A 24,823-nucleotide genomic window follows, 5' to 3' on the forward strand; every position below is an offset into this window, starting at 1 on the left:
GTGTACCGTGCCGCCGGGGCGGTCGCCTCCGCGAGCGCGCCACGGCCTCCGCCTCGGCGGGGTAGCCGCGTGAACCTGCACCTCGCGCACGGCGAACGGCAGGGACGTGACGCTCGCAGCCGGAGCGGGCCCGGCGTCGATGTGGTGTGCGGCGCGCTCGCACCCACCGCGACTCGTCAGCACAGCCGCCAAGACCTCAGCTCCTCGTATTCGGGGACCACTTGGGGACCACACGCTGTGCACATGGCCGAACACCGCAAGCTCAGCAGCACTGAGCTGCGTGCGCCGCAGGTACTCCGAACTGCGGAAATGCCTAGCCCGACCTGTTGGGGGCAAGGGGGGCCGCGGGTTCAAATCCCGTCAGGACCGCAGTGTGATGTCTCAGGACATCGGAAACTCCCGGACCCACGGTTGTGGGTTCGGGAGTTCTGTCATGTGCCGTTGCTGCGGGGTGGTCGGCGGGTGGGCTGGTAGTCGCGGCTTCACCACATAGGACACGGTTTTAGTGGTCGGGCAATTGCCGTGCCCCGCCTCGCTGTTCGACCAGGAGTCGTGGCGTTGGTCTGAGCGGGGCGGGGCGGGCCGGCCGTCCTTGTTACTTCTGGATGGTGATGCCCTTGGGGTTGAGGTGGGAGATGTTGCCGCTCTCGGTCCCGTCGGACGGGTCGATCACGCAGTCGATGAGTGCCGGGGTGCCCGCCGCCAGCGCCTCGCGCAGGTGCGTGGCCACCTCATCCGGTGTCGTCGCCTGGTAGCCCGTGCCGCCGAACGCCTTCATCATGACGTCGTGGTGGGCCGTGAGGGCGGTCGGTGCCGGGTCGGACGAAGGGGAGGCCTCGTTGCCGCGGTAGACGCCGCTGTTGTTGAGTACGACGGTGACGACGGGGAGGTTGTAGCGGCAGATGGTCTCCACCTCCATACCGCTGAATCCGAAGGCGCTGTCGCCCTCGATGGCCACGACCGGGGCGCCGGTCTCGACGGCGGTGGCGATGGCGTAACCCATGCCGATGCCCATGACACCCCAGGTGCCGCTGTCCAGTCGGTGCCGCGGTACCTGCATGCCGATCGTGTTGCGGGCGAGGTCGAGTGCGTTGGCGCCCTCGTTGACGACGTAGGCCTGGGGGTGCTCCTGCAGGACGTCACGGATCGCCTGCAGCGCGCCCAGGAACTTCATCGGGTGTGCGCTCGCGGCGGCCTCGAGGCGTCCGGCCATCTTTTCGACGTTCTGCGCCGAGCGGGCGTCGAGTTCCTCGCGCCACTGCGCGGGCACTGTGATCGCGCCCGCCTTGTTCCGCTCGGTCAGGGCCTCCATCACGGATCCGACGTCACCCACCAGCGGAGCCGCGATGGGCTGGTTGCTGTCCATCTCGGAAGCGGCGATGTCGACCTGGATGAACTTGGCCTCCGGATTCCACTGCGGCGCTTCGCCATGCCCCAGGAGCCAGTTGAGCCGCGCGCCGACGAGCATCACGACGTCGGCCTTGCGGAGCGCCAGCGAGCGGGCGGTGGCCGCCGACCCCGCGTGGTCGTCGGGGAGGAGGCCCTTCGCCATCGACATGGGGAGGTAGGGGATTCCCGTGGTTTCGATGAACTCCCGGATCTGCTCGTCCGCCTGTGCGTACGCCGCACCCTTGCCGAGCACGATCAGTGGCCGCTGGGCGTTGGCGAGAAGGCCCATCGCACGGTCGACGGCTTCCTGGTCGGGCAGCTGACGCGGCGCCGGGTCGACGACCGGCCACAGTGATGCGGCACCCTTCTCAGCGTCCATGACTTCGCCCAGCACGGCGGCCGGGATATCGAGGTAGACCCCACCCGGGCGCCCGGAGACGGCGGTGCGGATGGCGCGGGCCAGACCGCGGCCGATGTCTTCTGCGCGGTGAACCCGGTAGGCCGCCTTGGCGAAGGGCTTGGCCGCAGCCAGCTGGTCCATTTCCTCGTAGTCGCCGCGCTGCAGGTCGACGAGGTGCCGTTCGCTGGACCCGGAGATCTGGACCATCGGGAAGCAGTTCGTGGTGGCGTTGGCCAGCCCCACCAGCCCGTTGAGAAAGCCCGGTGCGGATACCGTCAGGCAGATGCCCGGCTTCTTCGTCAGGAATCCGGCTGCTGCCGCGGCGTGTCCGGCGTCGCTCTCGTGGCGGAAGCCTATGTAGCGGATACCCGCTCCCTGCGCGACACGCGCCAGGTCGGTGATCGGGATGCCGACGACCCCGTAGATGGTTTCCACGCCGTTGAGTTTGAGCGCATCGACGACCAGATGAATACCGTCGGTGACATCGGGGTGGTCGGCACCCCCTGCCTCTGTGCCCGGTACGGAAGCGGCGGTCATGGTGAGGACCCTCCCTGGATGGTGCGCTCGAATCAAGGAATACTGCATACAGTATGCTCGTCTCAGGTGGACTGGCAAGGATTGCGTTGAGCGCTCGAGATGCGGTTCTGCCCCGGCCCCGTGCCACGACCGGCGGCGCTCCACCGATATGCGCACCACGGTGACCGCCGAACCGCATCGGTTCCACGAGCAGTTGCAGGTCGCGCAGTATGCGATCGGTGAAACGAACCCGTCTCCCGGACTCGGGTGCCGCTCACCGCGGACGACCGGCTGCAGATGAAGGGCGCCCCGAGGATCAGCCGCGCCCACGTCGGGCCGCCTTCATGCACGAGAAGGCACACCACGGCGATCCAACACGACGCAGTGATCACCGACTGAGGCCGTCAGGGCGGATCTTGACGGTGATACAGGACGGGTGGTGGCAGCCCGGGATGAGCGCCGCCTTCGTCCCCGGCCCCGGATTCCGCCGGGTCACGGCGGGTGGAGCTGTACCCCGTCGGTTGTATGCGGGCACGCGAGCGTACGCCCCGGAGCGGAGACCGGATCCACCTGGAGACCGCCGAAACCACGGGCCCGCCCTTCTAGGGTTCGAGCATGGATCTGCGACAGAGCCGTGGGATACGGCGACCTCGGCTCCCGGCCCGGTTTCGCGGTACGGCACGCGGCGGCTGGAGACGGTGGCTCGCCGGCGCGGCCGCCGTCGTCACGCTCGCCGGTGCGGGCACGTGGAACGCGGTGGCGTCCGACGGGCAGCCACCCGTCCACCGGGTGGACCGCGCGTTCGACATGCCGGGTGCGCGTATCGACACCTCGTACTTCACCTCGGGCTCCCGCTCCGCGAAGCGGCCCGCGGTGCTCCTCGGCCACGGCTTCGGCGGAAGCAAGGACGGGGTGCGGGCGCAGGCGCAGAACCTCGCCCGCGAGGGATACGCCGTACTGACCTGGTCGGCGCGCGGATTCGGAGAGTCGACGGGCAACATCGGCCTCAACGACCCGGAACACGAGGTCGCGGACGTCTCCCGCCTGATCGACTGGCTGGCCCGGCGCCCCGAAGTGCGGCTCGACAAGAGCGGCGATCCGCGGGTCGGCGTGGCAGGGGCCTCGTACGGCGGCGCGATCGCCCTGCTCGCTGCCGGACACGACGACCGGGTCGACGCCATCGCGCCGCGGATGACCTACTGGAACCTGGCCGACGCCCTGTTCCCGGACGGGGTCTTCAAGAAGCTCTGGGCCGGGGTCTTCTTCGGCACCGGATCGCCGGCGGGCGGCTGCGGCCGCTTCGAGGCGGAGCTGTGCGAGATGTACGAGCGGGTGGCGGTGAGCGGCAAGCCGGACGCCGCCGCCCGTGAACTGCTCGAGTCGCGCAGCCCGTCCGCCGCCGGGAACCGGATCAAGGTTCCCGCGCTGATCGCCCAGGGGCAGAGCGACTCCCTCTTCCCGCTCGGCCAGGCGGACGCCATGGCCGAGGCGATCCGTGCCAACGGGGCGCCCGTCTCCGTCGACTGGTTCGCCGGCGGGCACGACGGCGGCGACCTGGAGACGGCCCGCCTCGACGCCCGTACGACGGCCTGGTTCAACCGCTATCTGAAGGGCGACAAGGGCGCGGACACCGGACCGGCCTTCCGCGTCACCAGAGCCGGAGGGATGGACTCCACGGATGGCACCCTGCAGACACGAGGCGCCACCGGTGCCGCCTATCCCGGGCTGAACAGCGGTGCCCGCCCGGTCGGCCTCGACGCCGCGGAGAAGCGCTTCGAGAACCCGCCGGGCGCGGGGCCGCCTTCGATCTCCTCCGTTCCCAGCCTCGGCAGCGGTCTCTCGCAGCTGTCCTCCCTGGGCGTCGGCGGACTGAACGTCGACTTCCCCGGGCAGCACGCGCGCTTCGACTCCCGGCCGTTGAAGGGCTCTCTGCGCATCACGGGTTCCCCCACGGTCAAGGTGCGGGTGAAGTCCGACCGTGCCGACGACGCCGTGCTCTTCGCGAAGGTCTACGACGTCGGGCCGGACGGCAGCCGGACGCTGCCTTCCCAACTTGTCTCCCCGGTCCGGGTCGACGGCGTCCGCAAGGGCCGGACCGTGGAACTCCGCCTGCCCGCCGTGGACCACGAGGTCGAGGCCGGCCACCGGCTCCGGCTCGTCCTCGCCGCCACCGACCTCGGCTACGCGTCCCCTGCCGAACCGAGCTCGTACACCGCCTCGGTGAAGAGCGGGCTGAGCGTTCCCACCGCTCGCGGTGTCACCGCCGATGCCGCCCCGCTGCCCGCCTGGGTGTGGGGTCTGCCCCTCGCCGCCGGCGCCGTCGCCGCGGTCCTGCTGGTGACCGGACGACGCCGCCGCACCACCCCGTCACCGGTCCCCGATCCGGAGCTTGCCGAAGTGCCCCTGGAGGTCGCCGGGCTGACGAAGCGTTACGGGAGGTCCGCCGACCGGTACGCCGTACGCGACCTGTCCTTCCGCGTCGAGAAGGGCCAGGTGCTCGGCCTCCTCGGCCCGAACGGCGCGGGCAAGACCACCGCCCTCCGCATGCTGATGGGCCTGGTCACACCCGACAAGGGTGAGATCCGGGTCTACGGGCACGCCGTGCGGCCCGGGGCGCCGGTGCTCTCCCGGGTCGGCGCCTTCGTGGAGGGCGGGGGCTTCCTCCCGCACCTGTCCGGGCGGGCCAACCTGGAGTTGTACTGGGCCGCGACGGGCCGTCCCGCGAGGGACTCCCACGTCGAGGAGGCCCTGGAGATCGCCGGTCTGGGAGACGCGATCCAACGCGCAGTGCGCACCTACTCCCAGGGCATGCGGCAACGCCTCGCCATCGCTCAGGCCATGCTCGGCCTGCCTGATCTGCTCGTCCTTGACGAGCCGACCAACGGGCTCGATCCTCCGCAGATCCGCGAGATGCGCGAAGTCATGATCGGGTACGCCGCCCAGGGCGGCACCGTGATCGTCTCCTCGCACCTGCTGGCCGAGGTCGAGCAGACCTGCACCCACCTCGTCGTCATGGACCGCGGGCGCCTGGTGCAGGCGGGCGCGGTCGCGGAGATCACCGGCTCCGGCGAGACGCTGCTCGTCGGAATCGACGGCCCGCCCCTTCCCGACGCCGTGGTGGGAAAGGTGGCCGGGCTGCCGGGCGTCGTCTCCGCCATACGGTCCGAGGACGGCCTGCTCGTACGACTGGGCGGAGCCAGACCGTCCCAGTTGCTCGCGGAACTCGTCGGAATGGAGATCCCCGTGAACGGCCTGGGCCCGCACCGTCGGCTGGAGGACGCCTTCCTCACCCTGATCGAAGGAGAGACCCCGTGACCGCCCAGTCGGAAACCGCGCCCGGCTACCGGCCGGGCCGCACCCTCCCCTTCCGTGTCGAGGCCGTACGACAGCTGCGCCGCCGCCGTACGGCCGTTGTGGCGGTGATCCTGGCCGTCCTCCCCTTCGTCCTTGTCGTGGCCTTCGCGATCGGCGGGGGTGGCGACGGCGGTGACGGCGCCGGCCAGGAGCGGCGGATCGATCTGACGGACACCGCCACCGTCTCCGGACTCAACTTCGCCACTTCGGCGCTGTTCCTCTCGGCAGGCTTCCTGCTGGTCATCCCGGTGGCGCTGTTCTTCGGAGACACCGTCGCCTCGGAGGCCGGCTGGTCGTCGCTGCGCTATCTGCTCGCCGCACCCGTGCCGCGCGCACGGCTGCTGTGGAGCAAGCTCGTGGTGGCGCTGGCCTTCAGCCTGGCCGCGATCGTGCTGCTGCCTCTCATCTCCCTGGCCGTGGGAACGGTCGCCTACGGTTGGCACCCGCTCCAGAGCCCGACGGGCGGCTCGACTCCCGCCACCGACGCCCTGTTCAGACTCGCGCTCGCCGTCGCATACGTCTTCGTCTCCCAACTGGTCACAGCCGGACTGGCGTTCTGGCTCTCCACCATCACGGACGCGCCTCTGGGCGCGGTCGGCGGTGCAGTCGGGCTGACCATCGTCGGCAATCTTCTGGACGCGGTCGAAGCCCTCGGCTCCTGGCGGGAGTTCTTGCCCGCGCACTGGCAGTACGCATGGGCGGACGCGATACAGCCCCAGCTGGAGTGGACAGGGATGATCAAGGGCACTTCCGTTTCCGTGGCCTGTGCCCTGGTGTTCTTCGCCCTCGCGTTCCGGGGGTTCGCCCGGAAGGACGTCGTTTCCTGAACCGCCCCAAGAACACCGCCCCACCGGCCGCCTCACCGCAGGCGTCGCCGGCGTCGGACCCTCCGTCTGTGCATCCGGCCACTGTCGGCCGGCAGTCGGATGTGGCCCCGGGTCCGTAGTTCACCCTTGCGCTGACCGGCCGACGCTGCGAGTTCACAACCACCGCAGCTGTGAAGGCCGGTGATGCTTCCCCGGCTGACTTCCGCGGGTGGTTTCCGGCCACCGCTCATCGGTCTCCAGCTCGTTCATCCCCTGCCCCGCTGGTCCCTCGTGGGGTTGGGGGCTCTCCGAGTATTGCGGCTTCCTGCGAAAAGGCCGCAGGCTGGGCTGTCTACGTCCCCTTGAGGACCCGCTCCTGACGGATGTGGCGGTTGAAGCGCACCAGTGGGATTCCACTCTGGCCGGGAAGTGCCGACGCTGCTACTTTGGCTCAGCCATTCGACCAATTTATCGGGGGCTCTCACACATACGGAGCGCCAATGAACGACAGCAGGCAGGAAACGGCGGCGACCACCGCCGGCTCGGCCCCTCACAAGCTGCCGGTCAGGACCCTCGTCGCGGCCAGCATCGGCAACGCCATCGAGTGGTACGACTGGACCGTCTATGCGACGTTCCTCATCTACTTCGCGACGCAGTTCTTTCCTGCCGACAACCCCGAGCTCGCTCTGGTGAACACGACGGCGACGTACGCGGTCGCCTTCTTCTTCCGCCCGGTCGGCGGGTGGGTGCTGGGGCGCTTCGCCGATGTCCGCGGCCGCAAGGCGGCCATGATCCTGACCATCCTGCTGATGGCGGGCGGCTCGCTGGCGATAGGACTGCTGCCCACCTACGAGCAGGTCGGCTGGCTGGCTCCGATCCTGCTGCTGCTGGCCCGCATCTCCCAGGGCATGTCGCTCGGCGGTGAGGTCTCCAACGCCTCCGCGTATCTGGCCGAGATCGCCCCTCGGGGCCACCGGGGCCGGTACTCGTCCTTCTTCTACATCTCGACCGGCTCGGCGCTGCTGGTCGCCTCGCTGCTGGGGGTCTTCCTCTCGTCCGTGCTGACCGACGGCCAGCTCCGCGACTACGGATGGCGTATCCCGTTCATCATCGGCGGCCTGCTCGCTGTCGTGGGCGTGTACCTGCGGCGCACCATCGCGGAGACCGAGCAGTTCGAGCAGAACAAGAACAAGGCCGTGCGCACGAAGCGGCCCCTGCTGACCACGATCACCAAGCATCCCAAGGCGGTCGGACAGCTCGTCGGCATCACGCTGCTGAACACGCTGAACTACTACGTGTTCTTCAGCGCGCTCACGCCGTACGCCGTGAAGACCCAAGGAGCCGACGACAACGACGTGTTCATCGCGCTCTCGGTCGGAACGGCGCTCTTCATCGTGCTGCAGTATCCGTGCGGCAAGCTGTCGGACCGGTTCGGACGCAAGCCGCAGCTGCTGTTCTGGTCCGCGGCGCTCGCGTGCCTCATGATCCCTCTGTCCATGCTCATCACTCCCGGAGCCGGGCTGCCGCGACTGCTGGTGGTCTTCTGCACGGGCCTCGGCCTGTACGCCCTGATGTCATCCATCGCGCCGGCCATCATGAGCGAGCTGTTCCCGACCGAGCTGCGCGGCGTGGGCATCGGCGCCTGGTACAACATCACGGTCGCGACCTTCGGCGGCACGGCGCCTCTGGTGATCACTTCCCTTTCCAACGCAGGCCGCCCCGACCTGTTCTTCGTCTACGTCACCGTCGGCGCGGTCGTCGCGTTCCTGACGATCTTCTCGCTGCGCGAGACCGCCCACGAGGCGCTCCGGTGACCTCCGCCCTCGACCTCCTCACCGAGCTGGTGCGGCGGCGGACGGTGGCCTCCGGCGAGGGCGTACTGGCTGCGCTGTGCGCCGGCATGTTGCGCGGCAACGGCTTCGAGGTGTCCACGCCCGGTTGGGAGGAGGGACGCGAACAACTCGTCGCCCGCACCGGCCCGGGCTCCGCCCCGCTCACGGTGACGGGGCACCTCGACACGGTCCCCGCCGACCCCGCGCAGTGGACCTTCGATCCGTGGGCCGCGGAACGGGACGGGGACCGCGTGGTCGGGCGCGGCACCAGCGACATGAAATCGGGGGTTGCCGCCGCCGTCGTCGCCGCCGTCGACCACGCCGCGCGGCCACACCACTGCCGCGGCCTGCAGCTGGTTCTGACCGCGGGAGAGGAGACCGGCTGCACCGGAGCCCTCCGTCTGCGGCGGTCGTCGCTCGCGCCGGGAGGCCCGCTGCTCGTGGCCGAGCCGACGGCCAACCGCCTCATCCTCGGTCACAAGGGCGCGCACTGGATGCGGCTGACCGCCACAGGCCGCGCCGCGCACGGGTCGGCGCCCCAGCTCGGCGACAACGCTGTTGTGCGGCTGGCCCGCGTCGCCGGGGCGCTGCACGACCACGATGCCTGGCCGTCCCACGCGACGTTCGGCCCGGTGACCGCGAACGTGGGTCTGCTGCGCGGCGGCGTCCAGCCCAACGTCGTGCCCGACTTCGCGGAGATGCTCCTCGACGTCCGCACCGTCCCGGGGCTGGACGGTGACGACGTGCGCTCCGTCGTCACCGAACTGGTCGGCGACGGCGTCCGGGTCGACGACCACGTGGTGCTGCCCGTTGTCGACACGGACGTGCACGACCCGTTCGTCGGTCTCGTGCGCGAGGCTCTGGTCGCCGCCGGCGAGGAGGACGAACCCCACTCCCCCGCCCGGTACTTCACGGACGCCTCGGTGCTGGCGCGGCTGCTGTCTCCGTCCGGGGACGACCGCCCGGCACCCACGGTCGTGCTCGGGCCGGGCGAGCCCGACCAGTGCCACGTTGTCGACGAGTGGTGCTCGGCGTCCAAGGTCGAGGCCGCCGCCGAGGTCTACCGCCGGCTGTTCGACAGGTGGTGCCGCGACCGGTGACGCCCGAGGGGATCCCGGTGGCGGGAGTGCGCAGCAGCGCAGGAAGTGGCCCTCCCTGCGCCGAGACCGTGAGCGCACTCCTCGCCTGACGGCGCAGGGCGGCGGTCGCGGCGGCTGCACTCACGGAACCGGGAGGCTCTGCCGGGTGCCCTCGCCGGACGGAGGGCCGATAACTCGCGCCCCGGGTGAACAATATCTGTTCCCGCGAGATGAGGGTGTGACCCGCGGGGCGGGCAGTGTTTTTGGCGCGACGAACAGAGTGTAATTATTCGACGCACGCCGGCTCGCGAGCGCATGCTACTGTCGACGTCAGTTGCAGTCTTGGTTCCCAAAACGTTCGACGCCTTCGGCGGTGTTTCTGCCACTGGAAGCGCTCTTGTATTTCCGGGTGATTCTCCGGACGGGGCATCATCGCGGCGACCCGGAATCCGCGCATTGCGGCTCCCGGCGTATTGCCTCAAAGGAGATATGACATGGCATCAGGCACCGTGAAGTGGTTCAACGCGGCCAAGGGTTTCGGCTTCATCGAGCAGGACGGTGGCGGCGCCGACGTGTTCGCCCACTTCTCGAACATTGCCGCCGAGGGCTACCGGGAGCTGCTCGAAGGCCAAAAGGTCACCTTCGAGATCGCGCAGGGCAATAAGGGCCTCACGGCCGAGAACATCGTACCCACCTGACGCTGACCGCAACTGGGGCCCGCATCCCTCGGGACATGGGCCTCCAGGGACACGGGCCTCTTCGGATCTGCCCCGCCGGTGTCCTCGATTCCCGCCCGAATGACGTCGCCCATTTCTTTTCCCGAACCCCAACGGATTCACTGCAGTCCAGATTCACATTTCAATCCGGCTCGTTCTTGTGATTCCCCGCGATATTCTTCCGCTGCGGGAATTTCCTTGATACGTGCCGTATCAAGGAAGGTTCTGAATGAACCCCGCACGTACGAACAACCGCTCCTCCCGCATGCGCAGGCGCACCGGCGGCCCCGCCGTCGGCTCCGGCGCCGGTGCCGGCCGGGGCGGCCGCTTCGCCCCGAAAACGCCGAACCGTTCCCGGGGTCCGCGCCGTTCGGAGGGCCAGGGCCGGCGGCCCGCAGCGGTCCACGGCGAGTTCGCCCTGCCGAAGACGATCACTCCCGCGCTGCCCGCCGTGGAGGCGTTCGCCGACCTCGACCTCACCGAACCTCTGCTGGCCGCGCTGACCGCGCAAGGCGTGAGCGTCCCGTTCCCGATCCAGGGCGCGACCCTGCCCAACACCCTCGCCGGCCGCGACGCGCTGGGACGCGGGCGCACCGGCTCCGGCAAGACCCTCGCCTTCGGCCTGGCCCTGCTGGCCCGCACCGCGGGACAGCGCGCCGAGCCCCGCCAGCCGCTGGCTCTGGTCCTCGTACCGACGCGAGAGCTGGCGCAGCAGGTGACCGACGCTCTGGCCCCCTACGCCCGCTCGGTGAAGCTGCGCCTGGCCACCGTCGTCGGCGGAATGTCGATCAGCAGGCAGGTCAGCGCACTGCGCGGTGGTGCCGAGGTCGTCGTCGCGACGCCGGGCCGCCTCAAGGACCTCATCGACCGCGGTGACTGCCGGCTGGACCAGGTCGCGATCACCGTCCTGGACGAGGCCGACCAGATGGCAGACATGGGCTTCATGCCCCAGGTCACCGCACTCCTGGACCAGGTCCGCCCGGAGGGCCAGCGGATGCTGTTCTCGGCAACCCTCGACCGCAATGTCGATCTCCTTGTCCGCCGTTACCTCACCGACCCGGTCGTGCACTCCGTCGACCCGTCGGCAAATGCGGTGGCCACGATGGAACATCACGTCCTGCACGTCCACGGGACCGACAAGCACCGGACGACGACGCAGATCGCGGCGCGCGAAGGCCGGGTGATCATGTTCCTGGACACCAAGCGCGCCGTCGACCGGCTGACGCGGGACCTGCTGAAGAGCGGGGTCCGGGCCGCCGCCCTGCACGGCGGCAAGTCGCAGCCGCAGCGCACCCGGACCCTGGCCCAGTTCAAGGACGGGCACGTCACTGTGCTCGTGGCGACGAACGTCGCGGCGCGCGGCATCCATGTCGACAACCTCGAACTCGTCGTCAATGTCGACCCGCCGACCGACCACAAGGACTACCTGCACCGCGGCGGCCGTACCGCGCGCGCCGGTGAATCCGGGAGGGTCGTCACGCTGGTCACTCCCGACCAGCGCCACGCCATGACCCGCCTGATGGCAGATGCCGGGATCGTCCCCGAGACCACACCGGTCCGCTCCGGCGAAGAGACACTCACCCGGATCACCGGCGCCCAGACCCCGTCCGGCATCCCCGTGACGATCAAAGCGCCGGTGACCGAGCAGCGTAAGCGCGGCACGGCCTCACGCGGCCGACGCGGCTCCGCCTCGGGGGCCCGGCGCGGGACCGTGCGGCGGTCCTCCGTTGACGCTGCCGCATAGGGACTTCGGTGATCCGGAAGCCGACCCACCATGCAGGAGGCACGTTTTGACGCTGGTTCGAATACGGCCGTGCCCGACGGCCGCCCTGTCCGTCACGGCCGGTGCTCGCTCCGGGCACCCGCTCGTCCGCGACAACGACGGCCGCCGCCTCGATGCCCTGCCTGTCGTTGACGAACAAGGCAGCGATCCGGGCGTCCCCGCCCTCGACCGCTGACCATTTCACCGCCGCAGCACCGCCCCCTTGGCCCTTCTCCCCTGTGAGGCACCATGCGCTGTATCATCGCCCGCTTCCCCTTCGACCTCACCAAGAGCGGCGTCCTGGAATCGATGAAGGGCGTCAAGCCCGAGCAGGTCTTCGGTGAATCCGTGATCATCGGCCGCCGCACCTACCCGGCCAAACAGGTCGGGCAGGTCGTCACAGGCCAGGACCGCCGCGATTTCAGCGCCGCCGAAGTCCTCCGGGCCATGACCCGGCTCGGCTTCACCTGCCACGGCCTTCCCGATGCCGCCGCGCCCACGCACGTCAGCCCGTTCCAACAGGCATCCGCGACGCTCGGCGGGCCTGAGATCAGCTGACCGACGGGCAGGCGTGAGCAGCCACCGGCAGGACAGCGGCACTGGACCCGGCGACCTGGCCGTCGAGCAGGACGGCCGGAGTGCCGTCCGGCACGAACCTGCTCGGGCTGCTCAACCACCTCACCTTCGTCGAGCGCTCGACCTTCCTCGGCGAAACGGTCACCGACTGGCAGGCGACGTTCCGGGCCGCACCCGATGACAGCGCGGCCGCGGTCATCGCCCGCTACCGGGAGACCGTCGAGCGTGCGAACACGGTCCTCGACGGGTGCACCGACCTCGGCGCCCCCGTCCCCCGGCCACGGCCGGACCGGCCCGCTCCCACCGTGCGCTGGGCACTCGCCCCACATGATCGAGGAGACGGTCCGCCATGCCGGCCACGCGGACATCCTCCGGGAGTTGACCGACGGCACGACAGGGCGCCGACTCCGCCCGGACGCCGTTCCCCTGCCCCCCTCCACCGGCCCGTCCCGACGTTGGGCGTGCCGGTTGACGGGACCGGTCCGGAACGGCCCCGGCGCCTCTACTCCCTCAGCTCCCTCAACTCGTCGGCCCTGGCCCGTATCAGCCGCCGTACGATCAGGGCGGACCGCGAGGGCCGGCCGTCCCGGCGCTGGGTCAGGCACAGGTGGACGGGGTCCGCGTCGCGCAGCGGCAGCCAGACCAGGTCGGGGATGTCGGCCGAGGTCTCGAAGCCGGCGAGGAGGCCGAGTCCGGCGCCCCGCCCGACCATCACCTTGACGGTGCGCGCCGACATGGCCTGGACGACGACGTCGGGGCCGGCGACGTGCCGGTGCAGCATCTCCCACATCACGGTGCCCTTCCGCATGGTGACGACGGGCCAGGCCTCCAGGTCGTGCCAGTGGACGTTGTCGCGCCCGGCGAGGGGATGGTCGGTGCGCGCGTAGATCCCGACGGGAGCCGAGACGAGCGGTATCCGGTGCAGCCCCGTCGCGGCCGGGCTCATCGGCGTCGTGACGACTCCGAAGTCCAGCCCGCCGTCGAGCACGGCGGCCTCGATGTCGGTCGAGGCTCCTTCACGGACGGTGAAGCGCAGTCCGGGATGGTGGCGGCGAAGGTGTCCGATCACGGGAGCGATCACCGTCTCCGCGCTCACCGAGACGCCGCCGATCTGGACCCGTCCGCGATATGCGTCGCTGGATTCCATGGCCGATTCCCGCACCGCGTCCTCGGCCGCGACCAGGCGGCCCAGCGGTTCGAGCAGGGCCTGACCAGCCGGTGTGGGACGCACGCCGTGCCGGCTGCGGGTGAGCAGGACGACGTCGAGTTCCTCTTCGAGCAGCGCGATCTGCTGCCCGACGGTGGGCTGGCTGACTCCGCACCGGACGGCCGCCGAACGCAGCGACCCTGTCTCGACGGCGGCAAGGAAGTACCGCGCTCTCTCCACCCGCACCGGCCCACCATAAAGGCAGAACCTTTCACCGGTGAGCTCGGACCGTGCCTTCCCGGCGCCCTCGGAGCGGGGCATTGTGACGAGTGCCCTGGATGCAGGGCCGATCCGATGTCCCGGAGTGAAAGGAATACGTGGTGTCCGATGGTCCGCTGCGCGGAGTTCGCGTCCTGGACGTCTCGACGATCCTGGCCGGGCCGCTGGCGTCCTCACTGCTCGGCGAGTTCGGTGCCGAGGTGATCAAGGTCGAGCATCCCGTCGACGGCGACCCGGCGCGGGGCTACCCGCCGCTGGAGGACGGCGTCTCGGCGGCCTGGACGATGCTGGGCCGGGCCAAGCGGAGCGTGACGGTCGATCTGCACCGGGACGGCGCGGCGGACGTGGTCGGACGGCTGGCCGGTGCCGCGGACATCGTGGTGACCAACTTCCGCCCGGCGACGCTGCGCCGCTTCCGGATCGACTTCGACGACCTCCGCGCGTACCGGCCGGACCTGGTGATGGTTCACGTCAGCGCATACGGCCGCACCGGCCCTTACGCGGACCGCCCGGGATTCGCGCGCGTCGCGGAGGCCTTCGCCGGCCTGACCCACCGCACGGGTTCACCGCAGCAGCCGCCGTTCTTCGCCGGCTATCCGGTCGCCGACGGCGTCACCGGCATCTATGCGGCGTTCGCGGCCATGCTGGCGCTGCGTCAGCGGGACCTGACGGGGCAGGCCCAGCTCGCCGACATCCCCCTCTACGAGCCGTTGCTTCGCATGATGGAGGACTTCGTCGTCGAGTACGGCGCGACGGGTGAGAGCCGCGAGCGTCAGGGCAACCAGAACCCCCACATCAGCCCCAACAGCCTCTACCGCACGCGCGACGGCCGCTGGCTGGCCCTGCCCGCGTCGACGGAGCAGATGTGGCGGCGTCTGGTCACCGTCATGGGCGCCGAGGATCTCGCCGTCCACGACTCCATGACCGCTCGTCTGAAGCACCGCGAGGAGATCGAGGGGCGAGTCGCCTCCTTCGTCGCGGCTCACGACCTGGAACCGCTGATGTCCCTGCTCGTGGAGGCCGGTGTGGCCGCGGGACCGGTGAACTCGGCGGCGGACATCTGCGCCGACCCGCACATCCGCTTCCGCGGGTCGGTGGTGGAAGTACCGGACGAAGACGGGGGACGCCCCCGTCTCATGCAGGCTCCGGCCGGCCGCTTCTCGGGTTTCGGGAGCACGGTCGGCCGCGACGCCCCGGCCCTCGGTCAGCACACCACCGAAGTGCTGCGGGACCTTGCCGGGCTGACCGAGCCGGAGATCGATGATCTGCGCCACCGCGGAGTGGTCTGAGGAAAGAGCTTGCTCATGACTGTCGCAGTCCTGTCCATAGTCGTCCTGGTCGTCCTCTTCGCGGCGACTCTGATACGCGGGTTCGACCTGGGGCTGGCCGCCCTGTCGGCCGCGTTCCTCCTCGGTATCGCCGCCGGTGTGCCGGCTGACGACGTGACCGGTTTCTTCCCGGCGGACTTCTTCGTGCTCATCGTCGGCGTGACGGCCCTGTTCGCCGTCGCCCACCTCAACGGCACCCTCGACTGGCTGCTCGACCTGCTGCTGCGGCTGGTCGGCGGGCGGCTTCTGCTGATCGCGCTGGTTCCGTTCGTCATCGGTGCCGTGCTCACCGCAGTCGGCACCCTGCCGGCCGCCGCGACCGCCATCGTCGCCCCGATCGCGCTCGGTCTCGCCGCGCGGTACGGGATCTCGCCGCTGGTGGCGGCCGTACTCGGAGTCACCGGAATCATCAGCGGACTGCTCTCGCCACTCGCGGTCTACGGCGTCACCGCCCGCGAGCTGAGCACCAAGCTCGGCGTCGACCTGCCCGGCTCGGCCCCCGTGACCTTCCTCCTCGGCGGGGTGCTCACAGGGCTGGCGGTGTGCGCGGGCTGCCTGTTCGTCGCTTCGCGGACCGGTGCCGTGCCGAAAGGCAGGGCCGCCGCCCCGGCCGGCGCGGGCGCCCAGGCCGCACGGGTCGGCGCTGCCGCACCGGCCGGGCCTGTCGGGGGTGAACGGGCTGAGGGCACCTCACCGGATCCGCAGGAAGCTCCCCGTCCTTCAGGCGCGGCAGACGCGCCGCCTCCGTCCGAAGCGCCTCGGGCAAGCCGCGGGACCCGCGTCCTCACGGTGCTCTGCCTCCTCACCGTCGTCGTGCTGTCGGTCGGCTTCGAGATGAACGTGGGGTATCTCGGTCTGACAGCGGCCGTGGTCCTCCAGCTGGTGCTCCGGCTGAAGCCCGGGGCGATCGTCTCGCGGATCCCGTGGGGTGTGGTGCTGCTGATCGGCGGCCTGCTGACGTACGTGGGCCTCATGGAGGATCTCGGTGCGTTCAAGAAGATCAGCGACCTGCTCCAGGTCCATGGGTCGCCGGTTCTCAGCCTGCTGGTGCTCTGCTACATAGCGGGCATCACCTCGTTCGCCGCCAGCTCGATCGCCGTGTTCGTCACCGCCATGCCACTGCTGCCCCCGCTGGTTGCCGACGGCCTCTCCCCCGTGGGCGGCGTGCTCGCCCTGGCGCTGGCGTCGGTACTGGTCGACATCAATCCGCTGGGCATCACCGGCGGCCTGATCCTGGGGGCCGCGGAACCGTCCGCGCGGCCACGCCTCTTCCGCCAGCTCCTCACCTACGGGCTCGTCTCGATCGTCGTGGCGCCGTTCCTCGCGTGGCTGGCCTTCGGCTGGTGGTGAGCGGACCCGGCTGATGAGCCCGTGCCGCATCTGCGGGTCGAGGCGGCGCGGGGCTCGTGGGCCGTACGTACGGGTCGGATCCGCCCGCAGGGAACTGCCCCTTCTCCAGGGGAGGTTGACCGTCAGCTGCCGATGCCCGGCGAATCGTCCGCCGGCATCGGGGCGGCAAAGGAAAGGCAAGGAGGTCGTCCGCTCCTTGCCACTTTCAACGTATAGCGCACAGGGGGCCTTGCGGCAAGGCCCCTCTCGTGCCGCAGAATCACCCGCCGAAGCCCGGAACAGCCGGAAAACGGGGGGATGCGGAATGCGCGTGTTGTTGTCGACGTACGGGTCGCGCGGGGATGTCGAACCGCTGGTGGCACTCGCGGTGCGGTTGCGGTCACTGGGCGCGGAGGTTTGCGTGTGTGCGCCGCCGGACGAGGACTTCGCGCGGCGCCTGGACGGTGCCGGCGTGCCGCTGGTGCCTGTCTGGCTCTCGGCGCGCTCGCTGACGAAGGCTGCGCCGCCGCCGTCATCCCTGCCCCGGCGCGCGGCCGAGCTGATCGCCGCCCAGTTGGACGCGGTGACCGAAGCGGCGGCAGAGGGATGCGACGCGCTGGTCGCGACGGGCGTGATGCCGGCGGCGGCTGGCGCGCTGTCGGTGGCGGAGAAACTGGGTGTGCCGTCTGCGTCCGTGACCTTCCAGCAGCTCACCCTGCCGTCGCCGCACCGCCGGCCGCTGGCGTATCCGGGACGGCCGCTCCCGCCCGAGGTGACTGACAACCGGGTGCTGTGGGACCTGGACGCCCAGAGCATCGACGCGCTGTTCGGGGAGGCGCTCAACTCGAACCGGGCGTCGGCCGGCCTGCCGCCTGTGGACAGCGTCCGCGACTACGTGTTCGGAGTTCGGCCGTGGCTGGCGACGGACCCGGTCCTGGACCCGTGGCACGGGACGCCGGACCTCGATGTCGTCCAGACCGGCGCGTGGATCCTGCCGGACGAACGGCCTCTCCCTGACGACCTGGAGGCCTTCCTGGACGCCGGTACGCCGCCGGTGTACGTCGGCTTCGGCAGCATGCCGATGCACGCCGCGGCGGACGTCGCCCAGGTGGCCGTCGACGCGGTCCGGTCGCAGGGCCGCCGCGCCGTCCTGACCCGCGGCTGGGCCGACCTTGCCCTGATCGAGGACGGGGACGACTGCTTCGTCGCGGGTGAGGTCAACCATCAGGCGTTGTTCGCCCGGGTGGCCGCCGTGGTGCACCACGGCGGCGCGGGCACCACGACGACGGCCGCCCGGGCCGGTGCACCTCAGGTGGTGGTGCCGCAGGCGGCGGACCAGCCCTACTGGGCCGGGCGGGTGGCCGAGTTGGGAATCGGAGCGGCACACGACGGTCCGGTTCCGACCGCAGAGTCGCTGTCGGCCGCGCTCGAAGTCGCATTGACCGCCGGTGCCCGTTCGCGGGCGACCACCGTGGCCGGCACGGTCCGCACCGACGGGGCTGCGGTGGCCGCGAAGTCGCTGCTCGACGCGGTCCGCCGGAAAGAGGCGCCGGAGTCCGCGTGAACCCACGCGAACCGGCGAACCGGCACCCGGAAGGCGAGAACCTGCAAGGCCTGGTGGCGTGAACCGGCAACGACAACGAGTCCCCGGCGAGCGAGAGTTCGCTGCCGGGCGCCGAACGGGACGTGCTCGCGGGCCCGTTCGAGCGCATCGCAGTGGCCAGGCTCAGGAACCGACCGACGCGGAGTGGCCGATGCCGATGCCGATGCCGATGCCGGCGGGAGTGGACCGTCCAGCTGTCTGCCGACGCCGGCCCCTCACGGCTGCGGCAGACCCCGCGGGGCCGCAAGAGCGCCCGCCGGGCGACCTCCTGCCCGCACGGACGCGCACCTCCCTAACCTCCCCGCACTGCCCCTGACCAGCACTTTCGCCATCACTAGGGTATTCCCTACCTCCGGGCGGCAAAGAGGGCATCCCCGCACACGCCCTGCCTAACCTGTGGGCCGTCACCTTTGCACGGCCCATCGGCCCCGCCCTCGTCCGGTCCCCGCCGGGCACGGTGCTGTGCCTCGACGATCCCCTCCGAGCACCCTGTTCCCCGGCACACCGCTTGGCCACATGAGCCGGAGCACGACCGCACCTCCCAGGAAAGAGGTCTGCCGATGGCGACGACCGTCAAGCCGGTGAAGCTGGATCTCCACCGGCTGGAAGTAATGGCGGAGTCCGACTACTACAACCCGTACACGGTCTTCGACTGGCCGGACACCCTGGAGGAGGACCGGCCGTGGATGAGCGAGGACCTGGTCACCCTCGCCGGAACGGAGAAGTGGGACGCGCTCACACGCGAGCAGCAACTCGCCCTGACCCGACACGAGTCGGTTCACTTCTTCAGCCTCAACGTGCACGGCATCCGGGAGCTGCTCAGCGAAGTCGTGCTCCGCATCCACACCAGGACCTACGCCGACGCCTCGGAGTTCCTCCACCACTTCATCGGCGAGGAGAACGAGCACATGTGGTTCTTCGGGACCTTCTGCCGACGGTACCTGGGGAAGGTGTACCCGGCGGTACCGCAGGTGGGAATGGGCCGGCTGGAGGGCGTGGGCGAGGCCGCACACGAGCTGATGGTCTTCGCGCGCATTCTGATCTTCGAGGAGATCGTCGACTACTTCAACGCCCGCATGGCCACGGACCAGGCGCTGCCGCACATCGCACGGGAGATAAACCGGGTCCACCACCAGGACGAGAGCCGCCATGTCGCATTCGGCAGGCGCCTGTTCACCCAGCTCCTGGACCAGGTCCAGGAGGACAGTCCGCAGGACGTCCCGGTCCTCGCGCGGTACTTGGAGAAGTACCTGGAATACAGCGTCCACAGTCTCTACAACCCGGCCGTCTACCGCGACGCCGGGCTGGCCGCGCCCCTGGAGCTGCGGCGTCACCTCCTGGCGCACCCCGCCCGCCACGCCGCACACGACCGCATCCTGCGGCGCACGCGGAAGTTCCTCGTACGCAGCGGCCTCGACACGCAGGGAGCCACGGCATGAGCGACAAGATCGCCAAGATCCTCGACTTCATCCACGAGCGCAACCCGGAAGCGGGTGAACTGGGCCTGGACGACGACCTGATCGACCGCCGGGCGGTCGACTCGCTTGCGTTCGTCGAATTCCTCTATTTCCTGGAGGAACTGAGCGGCGAGACCATCGATCCCGAGGAGATCGACCTCGAGGACTTCCGCACGCTCCGGGCCATCGACAAGCGCTTCCTCTCGGGAGCGGTGCACTGATGGACGCCGGCACCGGGACGGTCAACGACGGGCTGGACGTGCTCGGCGCGGACGAACTGCGCCTGATGCGCGTCCTCGACGACCTGTTCACGGCATGGGCGGAACGACTCGGCGCCGAGGAGCGCCGCTACCCGTTCCTGCTGAAGCCGCGTGAACTCGAAGACGTCGACTACTACGAGAACTTCCCGCACCTGGGGCTGGCGGCTGCGACGGCCGACCCCAAGCTGCTGAGCGACCTGCGAGCCCTGCGCGAGGCCCCGCTCGGCGAACTGCCGGCCGAAGTCCTCCACGACGCCGCCCTGGCGCTGCCGTCCGCCGCCTGCTACTCGGTCTACTTCCATCTGCGCGGGCAGACCCTCACCTCGCAGGAGAACCGGGTCACCACACGCGCGACCTGCTTCCGCAACGAGACGCGGTACGAGGGGCTTCGACGGCTGCTCGGCTTCTCCATGCGCGAGACCGTCTTCATCGGCCACCCCGCCGGTGCCACACAGCACCTGGAGCGGAGCAAGGAGCTGGTGCTGGCACTCGCGGACGGACTCGGACTGGCGATGGACACCCGCGCCGCCACCGACCCGTTCTTCGACAGCCGCAGCTCGCGCGCCACCATGCAGCGGCTGTTCCCGGTGAAGGAGGAGTTCGTCGTCGACGGTCTGGCCGTCGGATCGGTGAACTACCACCGCAACTTCTTCGGGGAGCGCTGTGCCATCGCCCTCCCGGACGGCACGCCCGCCTCCACCAGTTGCTGCGCCTTCGGTCTGGAGCGATGGGTGCACATTCTCAGCGCCCGCTTCGGCGGCGCCCGCAACGCCGCCGAAGCAGTGCTCGCCGCAGCATGAACGCCCGTGAACTCCCCCTTCCACTCGACGACTTCCCACCGAAGGTGAACCGATGACCGACATGACAGTCGACGACGTGCTCGAGACCGGCACCGTCCAGGTGTCCGACGACATCCGGCTCAGCTACGAGAGACGCGGATCCGGCACGGACATCGTCCTGCTGAACAACTTCTTCGTGGACCGCAAGTCCTGGCGGGCCTACACCGGGGACCTGGCCGCGGCGGCCCGCATCACCGCCTACGACCTGCGGGGCCAGGGCGAATCGACCCCGCTGGCGGACGAGCCGGTGTGGGAGGACCACATCAGCGACCTCAAGGCGCTCTTCGACGCCCTGGGTATCGAGAAGGCGTTCCTGGTGGGCACGTCCTTCTCGACGCTGCTCTGCCGGGACTTCGCGATCGCCCATCCGGACCGGGTGCACGGCCTGGTGCTTGCCAGTCCGGCGCTGAGCCCGTACGGGCCTCAGCGGCTGCGCCGGCTCACCAAGTCCTGGCTGCACACGCTGGACACCTCGGGCCTGGCCGTCCTGCACGACCAGGTCTATCCACTGGTGTGCAGCGACCGTGCCGTGGAGGAGGTGGGCACCGCGGGGTTCCTGGGCTACAAGCAGAACTTCCTCGGCATCCACACCGTCGAGTCGCTGCGGGCCGGACTGCTGGCCTCGACGAAGGCGCCTCTCGACCCGGAGGCGCTCACTCAAGTACGGCAGCCGACCCTGCTGTTCGTCGGCGGCGACGACTTCTCGCTGAGCCTCGACGCCACGGAACGGCTGACCGAACTGCTGCCGGACGCCACCGCCGTCATCGTGCCGCACGGCGGGCACGCGGCCTTCGTCGAGGAGTCCGAATGGTTCAACCGGGAAGTGCTCTCCTTCGTCCGGCGTGTGGCCGGAACGGATGAGTGAGCCCGCTCCCTTCCGGGACGTCTCCACCGGGGCGCGCGGCGGTGAACAGCCGGACAGCCGGCCGCAGTTCCGCGACGAGCTGCTGCTGTCCGCTCCCGGCGGCCTCGTTCGTGTCGTGGTCGAGTCCGCTCCGGTCGGGCCGCCCGGTACCGTCGCCGAGCAGCACCGAGCCGGCCGCCTTGCCGCCGCCGCGGCGCTGCGGCGGGCCGGCAGCAAGGTGAGCGCCGTGGGCCGGCGGCCCGACGGCGCCCCCGTCTTCCCACCGGGTTTTGCAGGCTCCCTCACGCACACCCGAGACCTCGCCGTCGCGGCGGTGGCACCGGGCGCATGCGGAGCCGGCGTCGATGTGGAACCACGCCTCCCCGAGCGGCGGTTGCACCGGTTCCTGCTGAACGACGCGGAGCGCGCCCTGCTGTGGCAGGACGGTGAACGGGCCGGGCTGCGCAGGCTGTTGGCCGCGAAGGAGGCCGCCTTCAAGGCACTGTCCGACTGCCGAGGCGCTCACGGCGGTCTCTTCTGGCGGGTTCGGCTCGGCCTGTCCGGGGATCAGCTGTGGGCACGTGCGGGTGACCAGTACGCGCTGGTAAGAGAAGACACCGCACCAGGCTTCGCGTTCGCCGTGGCAGTCCGCCTCGACGGGCCTCCCAGTCGCCGACCCGCCCCGCCCGAACCGGGCTTGGCGTTGCGACGCCTCCGCCCGTACCACCCGCACGGCACGGCAGGGCACGCGCGCACAGCGTGCCGCGGTGCGGGCCCACCGCCGGCGGCCGGGAGGACCGCAGCCGCCGCTCACCCTGTGGGCGGGAGAACTCCGCGAGTCATCCGAGCCACCCGAGAAGGGACCACCGGATCCATGCAAGCCGTTTCCTACACAGCCCAGTGGATGGCCGCCGCCCGCGCGCTGGAATCCGAGCGCGAGGACGCGCTGTTCACCGACCCCCTGGCCGAGGCTCTCGCGGGCCCCAGGGGCTCGGAGATGATCCAGCGCTACGCGGGCGGCGGACTGCTGCCGTTCATCTCCATACGCACCCGCTTCCTGGACGAGGCGGTCGGCGACCTGCTGGCGGACGGCTCCATACGCCAAGTGGTCCTGATCGCCGCCGGTATGGACACCAGGGCGTTCCGGCTCGAGTGGCCCGACGCCACCGATCTGTACGAGGTCGACCACGGCTCGCTCATCGAGGAGAAGCGGCGCCGCCTGGAGGCGCTCGGCGCAAGGCCCGCCGTGCGGCGGTACGAACTGTCCGCCGATCTCACCCAGGAGTGGATTCCCGCGCTGCAGGAAGCCGGCTTCGACCGTTCGCGGCCCACGCTCTGGATCGCCGAGGCACTGACGTTCTTCCTCACCGAGGACCAGGCCGCCGGGCTGCTCCGGAGGCTGGCCTCCGTCTCCGCTCCCGGCAGCCACATCGCCCTCGACATCCTCGGCAGGGGACTGCTGCGCAACCCCTTCTCCAGGAGCTTCCTGGACCGGCTCGCCGCCGACGGCACTCCGTGGGTCTTCGGCACGGACGAACCCGAGGAATTCCTCGCAGCCAACGGCTGGGACGTCGTGTGCCTGAAGGAGCCGGGGCAGCCGGGTGCCGGTGCGGGGCGCTGGCCCTACCAGGTCCAGCCCCGCGAGAGGCGTCACGCCAACCGACTGTGGTTGATCCGCGCCCGCCTGCGCACGAGGTGACGCGCTCGCGGACGCCTCAGATCCACTGCCGGCGAGTGGCTTGAACACCGGCCTCGAAGCGGCTGGAGGCCCCGAGTCGTTTCATCAGCTCGCTCACCATCCGCCGTTCCGTACGGACCCCGATCCCCAGGGCTCGGGCAGCAGCTTCGTCGGTGAGGCCGGTGCCCAGGAGCTGGAGGAGTTTCCGCTCCTGGGGGGTGAGATCGCAGGGCGGGGCATCGCTCACGTCGAAGAGCCGGTCCATGGACGAGGCGTGTTCCCAGTACGCCTCGAACAGTGCGCGCATTGCCAGTACCACGGGCTGCCCGGTGAAGAGCAACGCCGAGCTCCCGCTCTGACCGGGCAGACCGGCGACCATCGCGGCGCTCGTGTCGATGACGAGCAGCTGCAGCGGCAGGGTCGGGGAGGTCCGGACGTCTCCGTTGTTCTCCGTCATCCACTGTGCGTGCGCTGTGCCCACACGGTCGTTGGCGATGCTGTCCAGATAGATCGAACGGAACTTCACGCCCCGCGCCAGCGCCTGCTCGATCAGCGACCGTCCGGTCTGGAGCGCTCCCACGCAGGGCCTGCTGCCGGGATGGAAGGCCAGGAACTCGCTTGTGCAGGACTCGGCGAGGGCTTCCAGCCGGATCCGTATCTCGTCGAGGTGGTGCAACTCCTCCACACGGTCACCGGCTTCGGACTGCCGGGAGGCGGTGTATTCGGCGTCGAGCGACGCGAGTGCTGCCCGCTCCTGCTCGATGCGCTGCTGACGCCAGGTCAACTCGTCCTGCTCACGGCGCAGAAGCATCTTCAGGCCGATCCGCGGGTTCACGGCGCGCAGGGTGCCGGGCACGTCCCGGGAAGGGGCAAGGAGCGACAGGTCGGCCAGACGCCGGAGTACGGCCTCCACCTCCTCGGTCTCCAGCTCCAGCAGCTCGCTGAGCGTGACCGAGTCCTGATCCTTGTGGAAGAGGATCGCCCGGTAAACCTCGAGGGCCTGCTGGTCGAACAACGCGCCCCTGTCCACGTGCCCCCCCCTGAAAACCGTGTGCCATGCCGACCGGAGAGCTCGTGCAGGACGCCGATGCCTCCGGCCAGGTCCTGTTCCGGCCGGCTGAAAACGCCCCACGACGCTACCCAGCCGCAAGACCCGGTATCCGTCGCGGCGATGGGGGCAAGCCCGCACCTGCTGAGCAGCGGGCCCCGTTCCCCATCACGGCGAGATTGGACCACATGCGGGGCTCCGGCCGGGCGGCCTTCGCGAATTCCGGGCCGCCGTGCGATGGGGGCCCCGACCGAGACTGTGCGGAGCCGGATGCGCAGCCCCGGCAGCCGGACCTCCCGAGCTCTCATCGCGGGACTGCGGGACAAGGGGACTGCGGGACAAGGGGACTTCTGCACCGGGCGCCCTCTCGTGCAGCTTGCTGCCCGGCAGCATGTTGCCTCGTGCAGCGTGATCCCAAGGGTGCGCTCCGTTGGGAACATGTCCCCGGTCCGGCAGCACAGACGTGCCGCCTCTCGCGTGCTCGTGCACCTGCCGGACGCAGTCCTCGGCGTGTGGCCGGCGCTCATTACGCGCGCCCAGCCGCACGTGGCGCAGTGGTCACACGTCCGTATGCATTCCGA

The 24,823-nt window shown here is 70.2% G+C and carries 19 protein-coding genes and 1 pseudogene; 16 read left to right on the top strand and 4 right to left on the bottom strand.

Translation table 11 applies throughout. The annotated features are described in order from the left end of the window. Positions 1-595: 595 nt before the first annotated feature. Positions 596-2,326, bottom strand: a complete 1,731-nt coding sequence (oxc, locus tag EV375_RS24915; protein WP_130302201.1) for an oxalyl-CoA decarboxylase — start codon at positions 2,324-2,326, stop codon at positions 596-598. A gap of 594 nt (positions 2,327-2,920) precedes the next feature. On the opposite strand from oxc, the gene EV375_RS24920 reads away from it, so the two are divergent. The 7 genes from EV375_RS24920 (at position 2,921) to EV375_RS24950 (ending at position 12,412) form a co-directional block, all read left to right on the top strand. Further along, positions 2,921-5,620 carry an alpha/beta fold hydrolase gene (locus tag EV375_RS24920; RefSeq protein WP_130302202.1) on the top strand — a complete coding sequence of 900 codons (2,700 nt, stop codon included), beginning with the start codon at positions 2,921-2,923 and terminating at the stop codon, positions 5,618-5,620. After that, entirely contained in the window at positions 5,617-6,486 is an 870-nt protein-coding gene (locus EV375_RS24925; protein WP_130302203.1) for an ABC transporter permease, read from the top strand. Before EV375_RS24920 ends, EV375_RS24925 begins: the two co-directional genes overlap by 4 nt. A 479-nt stretch (positions 6,487-6,965) precedes the next feature. After that, the gene (locus EV375_RS24930) at positions 6,966-8,279 is read left to right on the top strand and encodes an MFS transporter (RefSeq protein WP_130302204.1); all 1,314 of its coding nucleotides are present in this window, start codon (positions 6,966-6,968) and stop codon (positions 8,277-8,279) included. Then, a complete protein-coding gene (locus tag EV375_RS24935; protein WP_207228444.1) occupies positions 8,276-9,397 on the top strand; it encodes a M20/M25/M40 family metallo-hydrolase in 1,122 nt (373 codons plus the stop codon). The genes EV375_RS24930 and EV375_RS24935 overlap by 4 nt, the downstream gene beginning before the upstream one ends. Positions 9,398-9,870: 473 nt before the next feature. Next, entirely contained in the window at positions 9,871-10,074 is a 204-nt protein-coding gene (locus EV375_RS24940; protein WP_130302205.1) for a cold-shock protein, read from the top strand. Between the two features lie 247 nt (positions 10,075-10,321). After that, on the top strand, positions 10,322-11,836 hold the full coding sequence (locus EV375_RS24945) for a DEAD/DEAH box helicase (protein WP_130302206.1): 1,515 nt from the start codon (positions 10,322-10,324) through the stop codon (positions 11,834-11,836). Positions 11,837-12,103: 267 nt separating this feature from the next. Next, positions 12,104-12,412, top strand: a complete 309-nt coding sequence (locus tag EV375_RS24950) for an SCO5918 family protein (RefSeq protein ID WP_130302207.1) — start codon at positions 12,104-12,106, stop codon at positions 12,410-12,412. On the opposite strand, the gene EV375_RS29955 is transcribed toward EV375_RS24950, so the two are convergent. Further along, the gene (locus EV375_RS29955; RefSeq protein WP_486588792.1) at positions 12,405-12,527 is read right to left on the bottom strand and encodes a hypothetical protein; all 123 of its coding nucleotides are present in this window, start codon (positions 12,525-12,527) and stop codon (positions 12,405-12,407) included. The genes EV375_RS24950 and EV375_RS29955 overlap by 8 nt on opposite strands. Here EV375_RS29955 and EV375_RS24955 point away from each other — a divergent pair. After that, positions 12,472-12,832, top strand: a pseudogene (locus EV375_RS24955) (mycothiol transferase); the annotation flags it as partial. The gene EV375_RS29955 and the pseudogene EV375_RS24955 overlap by 56 nt on opposite strands. A gap of 100 nt (positions 12,833-12,932) precedes the next feature. Here the strand turns inward: EV375_RS24955 and EV375_RS24960 are convergent. After that, the gene (locus EV375_RS24960; RefSeq protein WP_165434844.1) at positions 12,933-13,823 is read right to left on the bottom strand and encodes a LysR family transcriptional regulator; all 891 of its coding nucleotides are present in this window, start codon (positions 13,821-13,823) and stop codon (positions 12,933-12,935) included. Positions 13,824-13,957: 134 nt separating this feature from the next. Between EV375_RS24960 and EV375_RS24965 the strand changes: the two genes are divergently transcribed. The 8 genes from EV375_RS24965 to EV375_RS29275 all read left to right on the top strand — a co-directional run bounded on the left by EV375_RS24965 (position 13,958) and on the right by EV375_RS29275 (position 23,215). After that, entirely contained in the window at positions 13,958-15,145 is a 1,188-nt protein-coding gene (locus EV375_RS24965) for a CoA transferase (protein ID WP_165434845.1), read from the top strand. 15 nt (positions 15,146-15,160) lie between these two features. Next, complete coding sequence (locus tag EV375_RS24970) at positions 15,161-16,534, top strand: SLC13 family permease (protein WP_130302210.1); 1,374 nt, start codon at positions 15,161-15,163, stop codon at positions 16,532-16,534. A gap of 304 nt (positions 16,535-16,838) precedes the next feature. Further along, positions 16,839-18,077, top strand: coding sequence for a glycosyltransferase (locus tag EV375_RS24975; protein ID WP_130302211.1), 1,239 nt, complete (start codon positions 16,839-16,841; stop codon positions 18,075-18,077). A 599-nt stretch (positions 18,078-18,676) separates the two neighbouring features. Beyond that, positions 18,677-19,555: a diiron oxygenase gene (locus EV375_RS24980; protein WP_130302212.1), complete on the top strand. Its 879-nt coding sequence runs from the start codon at positions 18,677-18,679 to the stop codon at positions 19,553-19,555. Next, positions 19,552-19,794, top strand: a complete 243-nt coding sequence (locus EV375_RS24985; protein WP_130302213.1) for an acyl carrier protein — start codon at positions 19,552-19,554, stop codon at positions 19,792-19,794. The genes EV375_RS24980 and EV375_RS24985 overlap by 4 nt, the downstream gene beginning before the upstream one ends. Beyond that, entirely contained in the window at positions 19,794-20,633 is an 840-nt protein-coding gene (locus tag EV375_RS24990; protein ID WP_130302214.1) for a class-II aminoacyl-tRNA synthetase family protein, read from the top strand. The genes EV375_RS24985 and EV375_RS24990 overlap by 1 nt, the downstream gene beginning before the upstream one ends. 52 nt (positions 20,634-20,685) lie before the next feature. Continuing rightward, the gene (locus EV375_RS24995; RefSeq protein WP_130302215.1) at positions 20,686-21,537 is read left to right on the top strand and encodes an alpha/beta fold hydrolase; all 852 of its coding nucleotides are present in this window, start codon (positions 20,686-20,688) and stop codon (positions 21,535-21,537) included. After that, positions 21,530-23,215, top strand: coding sequence for an SAM-dependent methyltransferase (locus EV375_RS29275; RefSeq protein WP_165434846.1), 1,686 nt, complete (start codon positions 21,530-21,532; stop codon positions 23,213-23,215). Before EV375_RS24995 ends, EV375_RS29275 begins: the two co-directional genes overlap by 8 nt. 16 nt (positions 23,216-23,231) lie before the next feature. On the opposite strand, the gene EV375_RS25005 is transcribed toward EV375_RS29275, so the two are convergent. Further along, complete coding sequence (locus tag EV375_RS25005) at positions 23,232-24,224, bottom strand: helix-turn-helix domain-containing protein (protein ID WP_130302216.1); 993 nt, start codon at positions 24,222-24,224, stop codon at positions 23,232-23,234. Between the last annotated feature and the right edge of the window lie 599 nt (positions 24,225-24,823).

This window comes from Streptomyces sp. CNZ301 (assembly GCF_004217425.1).

What these genes read in the sequence shown, in the direction of transcription:
- oxc (WP_130302201.1), bottom strand. Translation starts at nt 2,326, where the DNA reads ATGACCGCCGCTTCCGTACCGGGCACAGAGGCAGGGGGTGCCGACCAC.
- EV375_RS24920 (WP_130302202.1), top strand. Translation starts at nt 2,921, where the DNA reads ATGGATCTGCGACAGAGCCGTGGGATACGGCGACCTCGGCTCCCGGCC.
- EV375_RS24930 (WP_130302204.1), top strand. Translation starts at nt 6,966, where the DNA reads ATGAACGACAGCAGGCAGGAAACGGCGGCGACCACCGCCGGCTCGGCC.
- EV375_RS24940 (WP_130302205.1), top strand. Translation starts at nt 9,871, where the DNA reads ATGGCATCAGGCACCGTGAAGTGGTTCAACGCGGCCAAGGGTTTCGGC.
- EV375_RS24945 (WP_130302206.1), top strand. Translation starts at nt 10,322, where the DNA reads ATGAACCCCGCACGTACGAACAACCGCTCCTCCCGCATGCGCAGGCGC.
- EV375_RS24950 (WP_130302207.1), top strand. Translation starts at nt 12,104, where the DNA reads ATGCGCTGTATCATCGCCCGCTTCCCCTTCGACCTCACCAAGAGCGGC.
- EV375_RS24970 (WP_130302210.1), top strand. Translation starts at nt 15,161, where the DNA reads ATGACTGTCGCAGTCCTGTCCATAGTCGTCCTGGTCGTCCTCTTCGCG.
- EV375_RS24975 (WP_130302211.1), top strand. Translation starts at nt 16,839, where the DNA reads ATGCGCGTGTTGTTGTCGACGTACGGGTCGCGCGGGGATGTCGAACCG.
- EV375_RS24980 (WP_130302212.1), top strand. Translation starts at nt 18,677, where the DNA reads ATGGCGACGACCGTCAAGCCGGTGAAGCTGGATCTCCACCGGCTGGAA.
- EV375_RS24985 (WP_130302213.1), top strand. Translation starts at nt 19,552, where the DNA reads ATGAGCGACAAGATCGCCAAGATCCTCGACTTCATCCACGAGCGCAAC.
- EV375_RS24990 (WP_130302214.1), top strand. Translation starts at nt 19,794, where the DNA reads ATGGACGCCGGCACCGGGACGGTCAACGACGGGCTGGACGTGCTCGGC.
- EV375_RS24995 (WP_130302215.1), top strand. Translation starts at nt 20,686, where the DNA reads ATGACCGACATGACAGTCGACGACGTGCTCGAGACCGGCACCGTCCAG.
- EV375_RS29275 (WP_165434846.1), top strand. Translation starts at nt 21,530, where the DNA reads ATGAGTGAGCCCGCTCCCTTCCGGGACGTCTCCACCGGGGCGCGCGGC.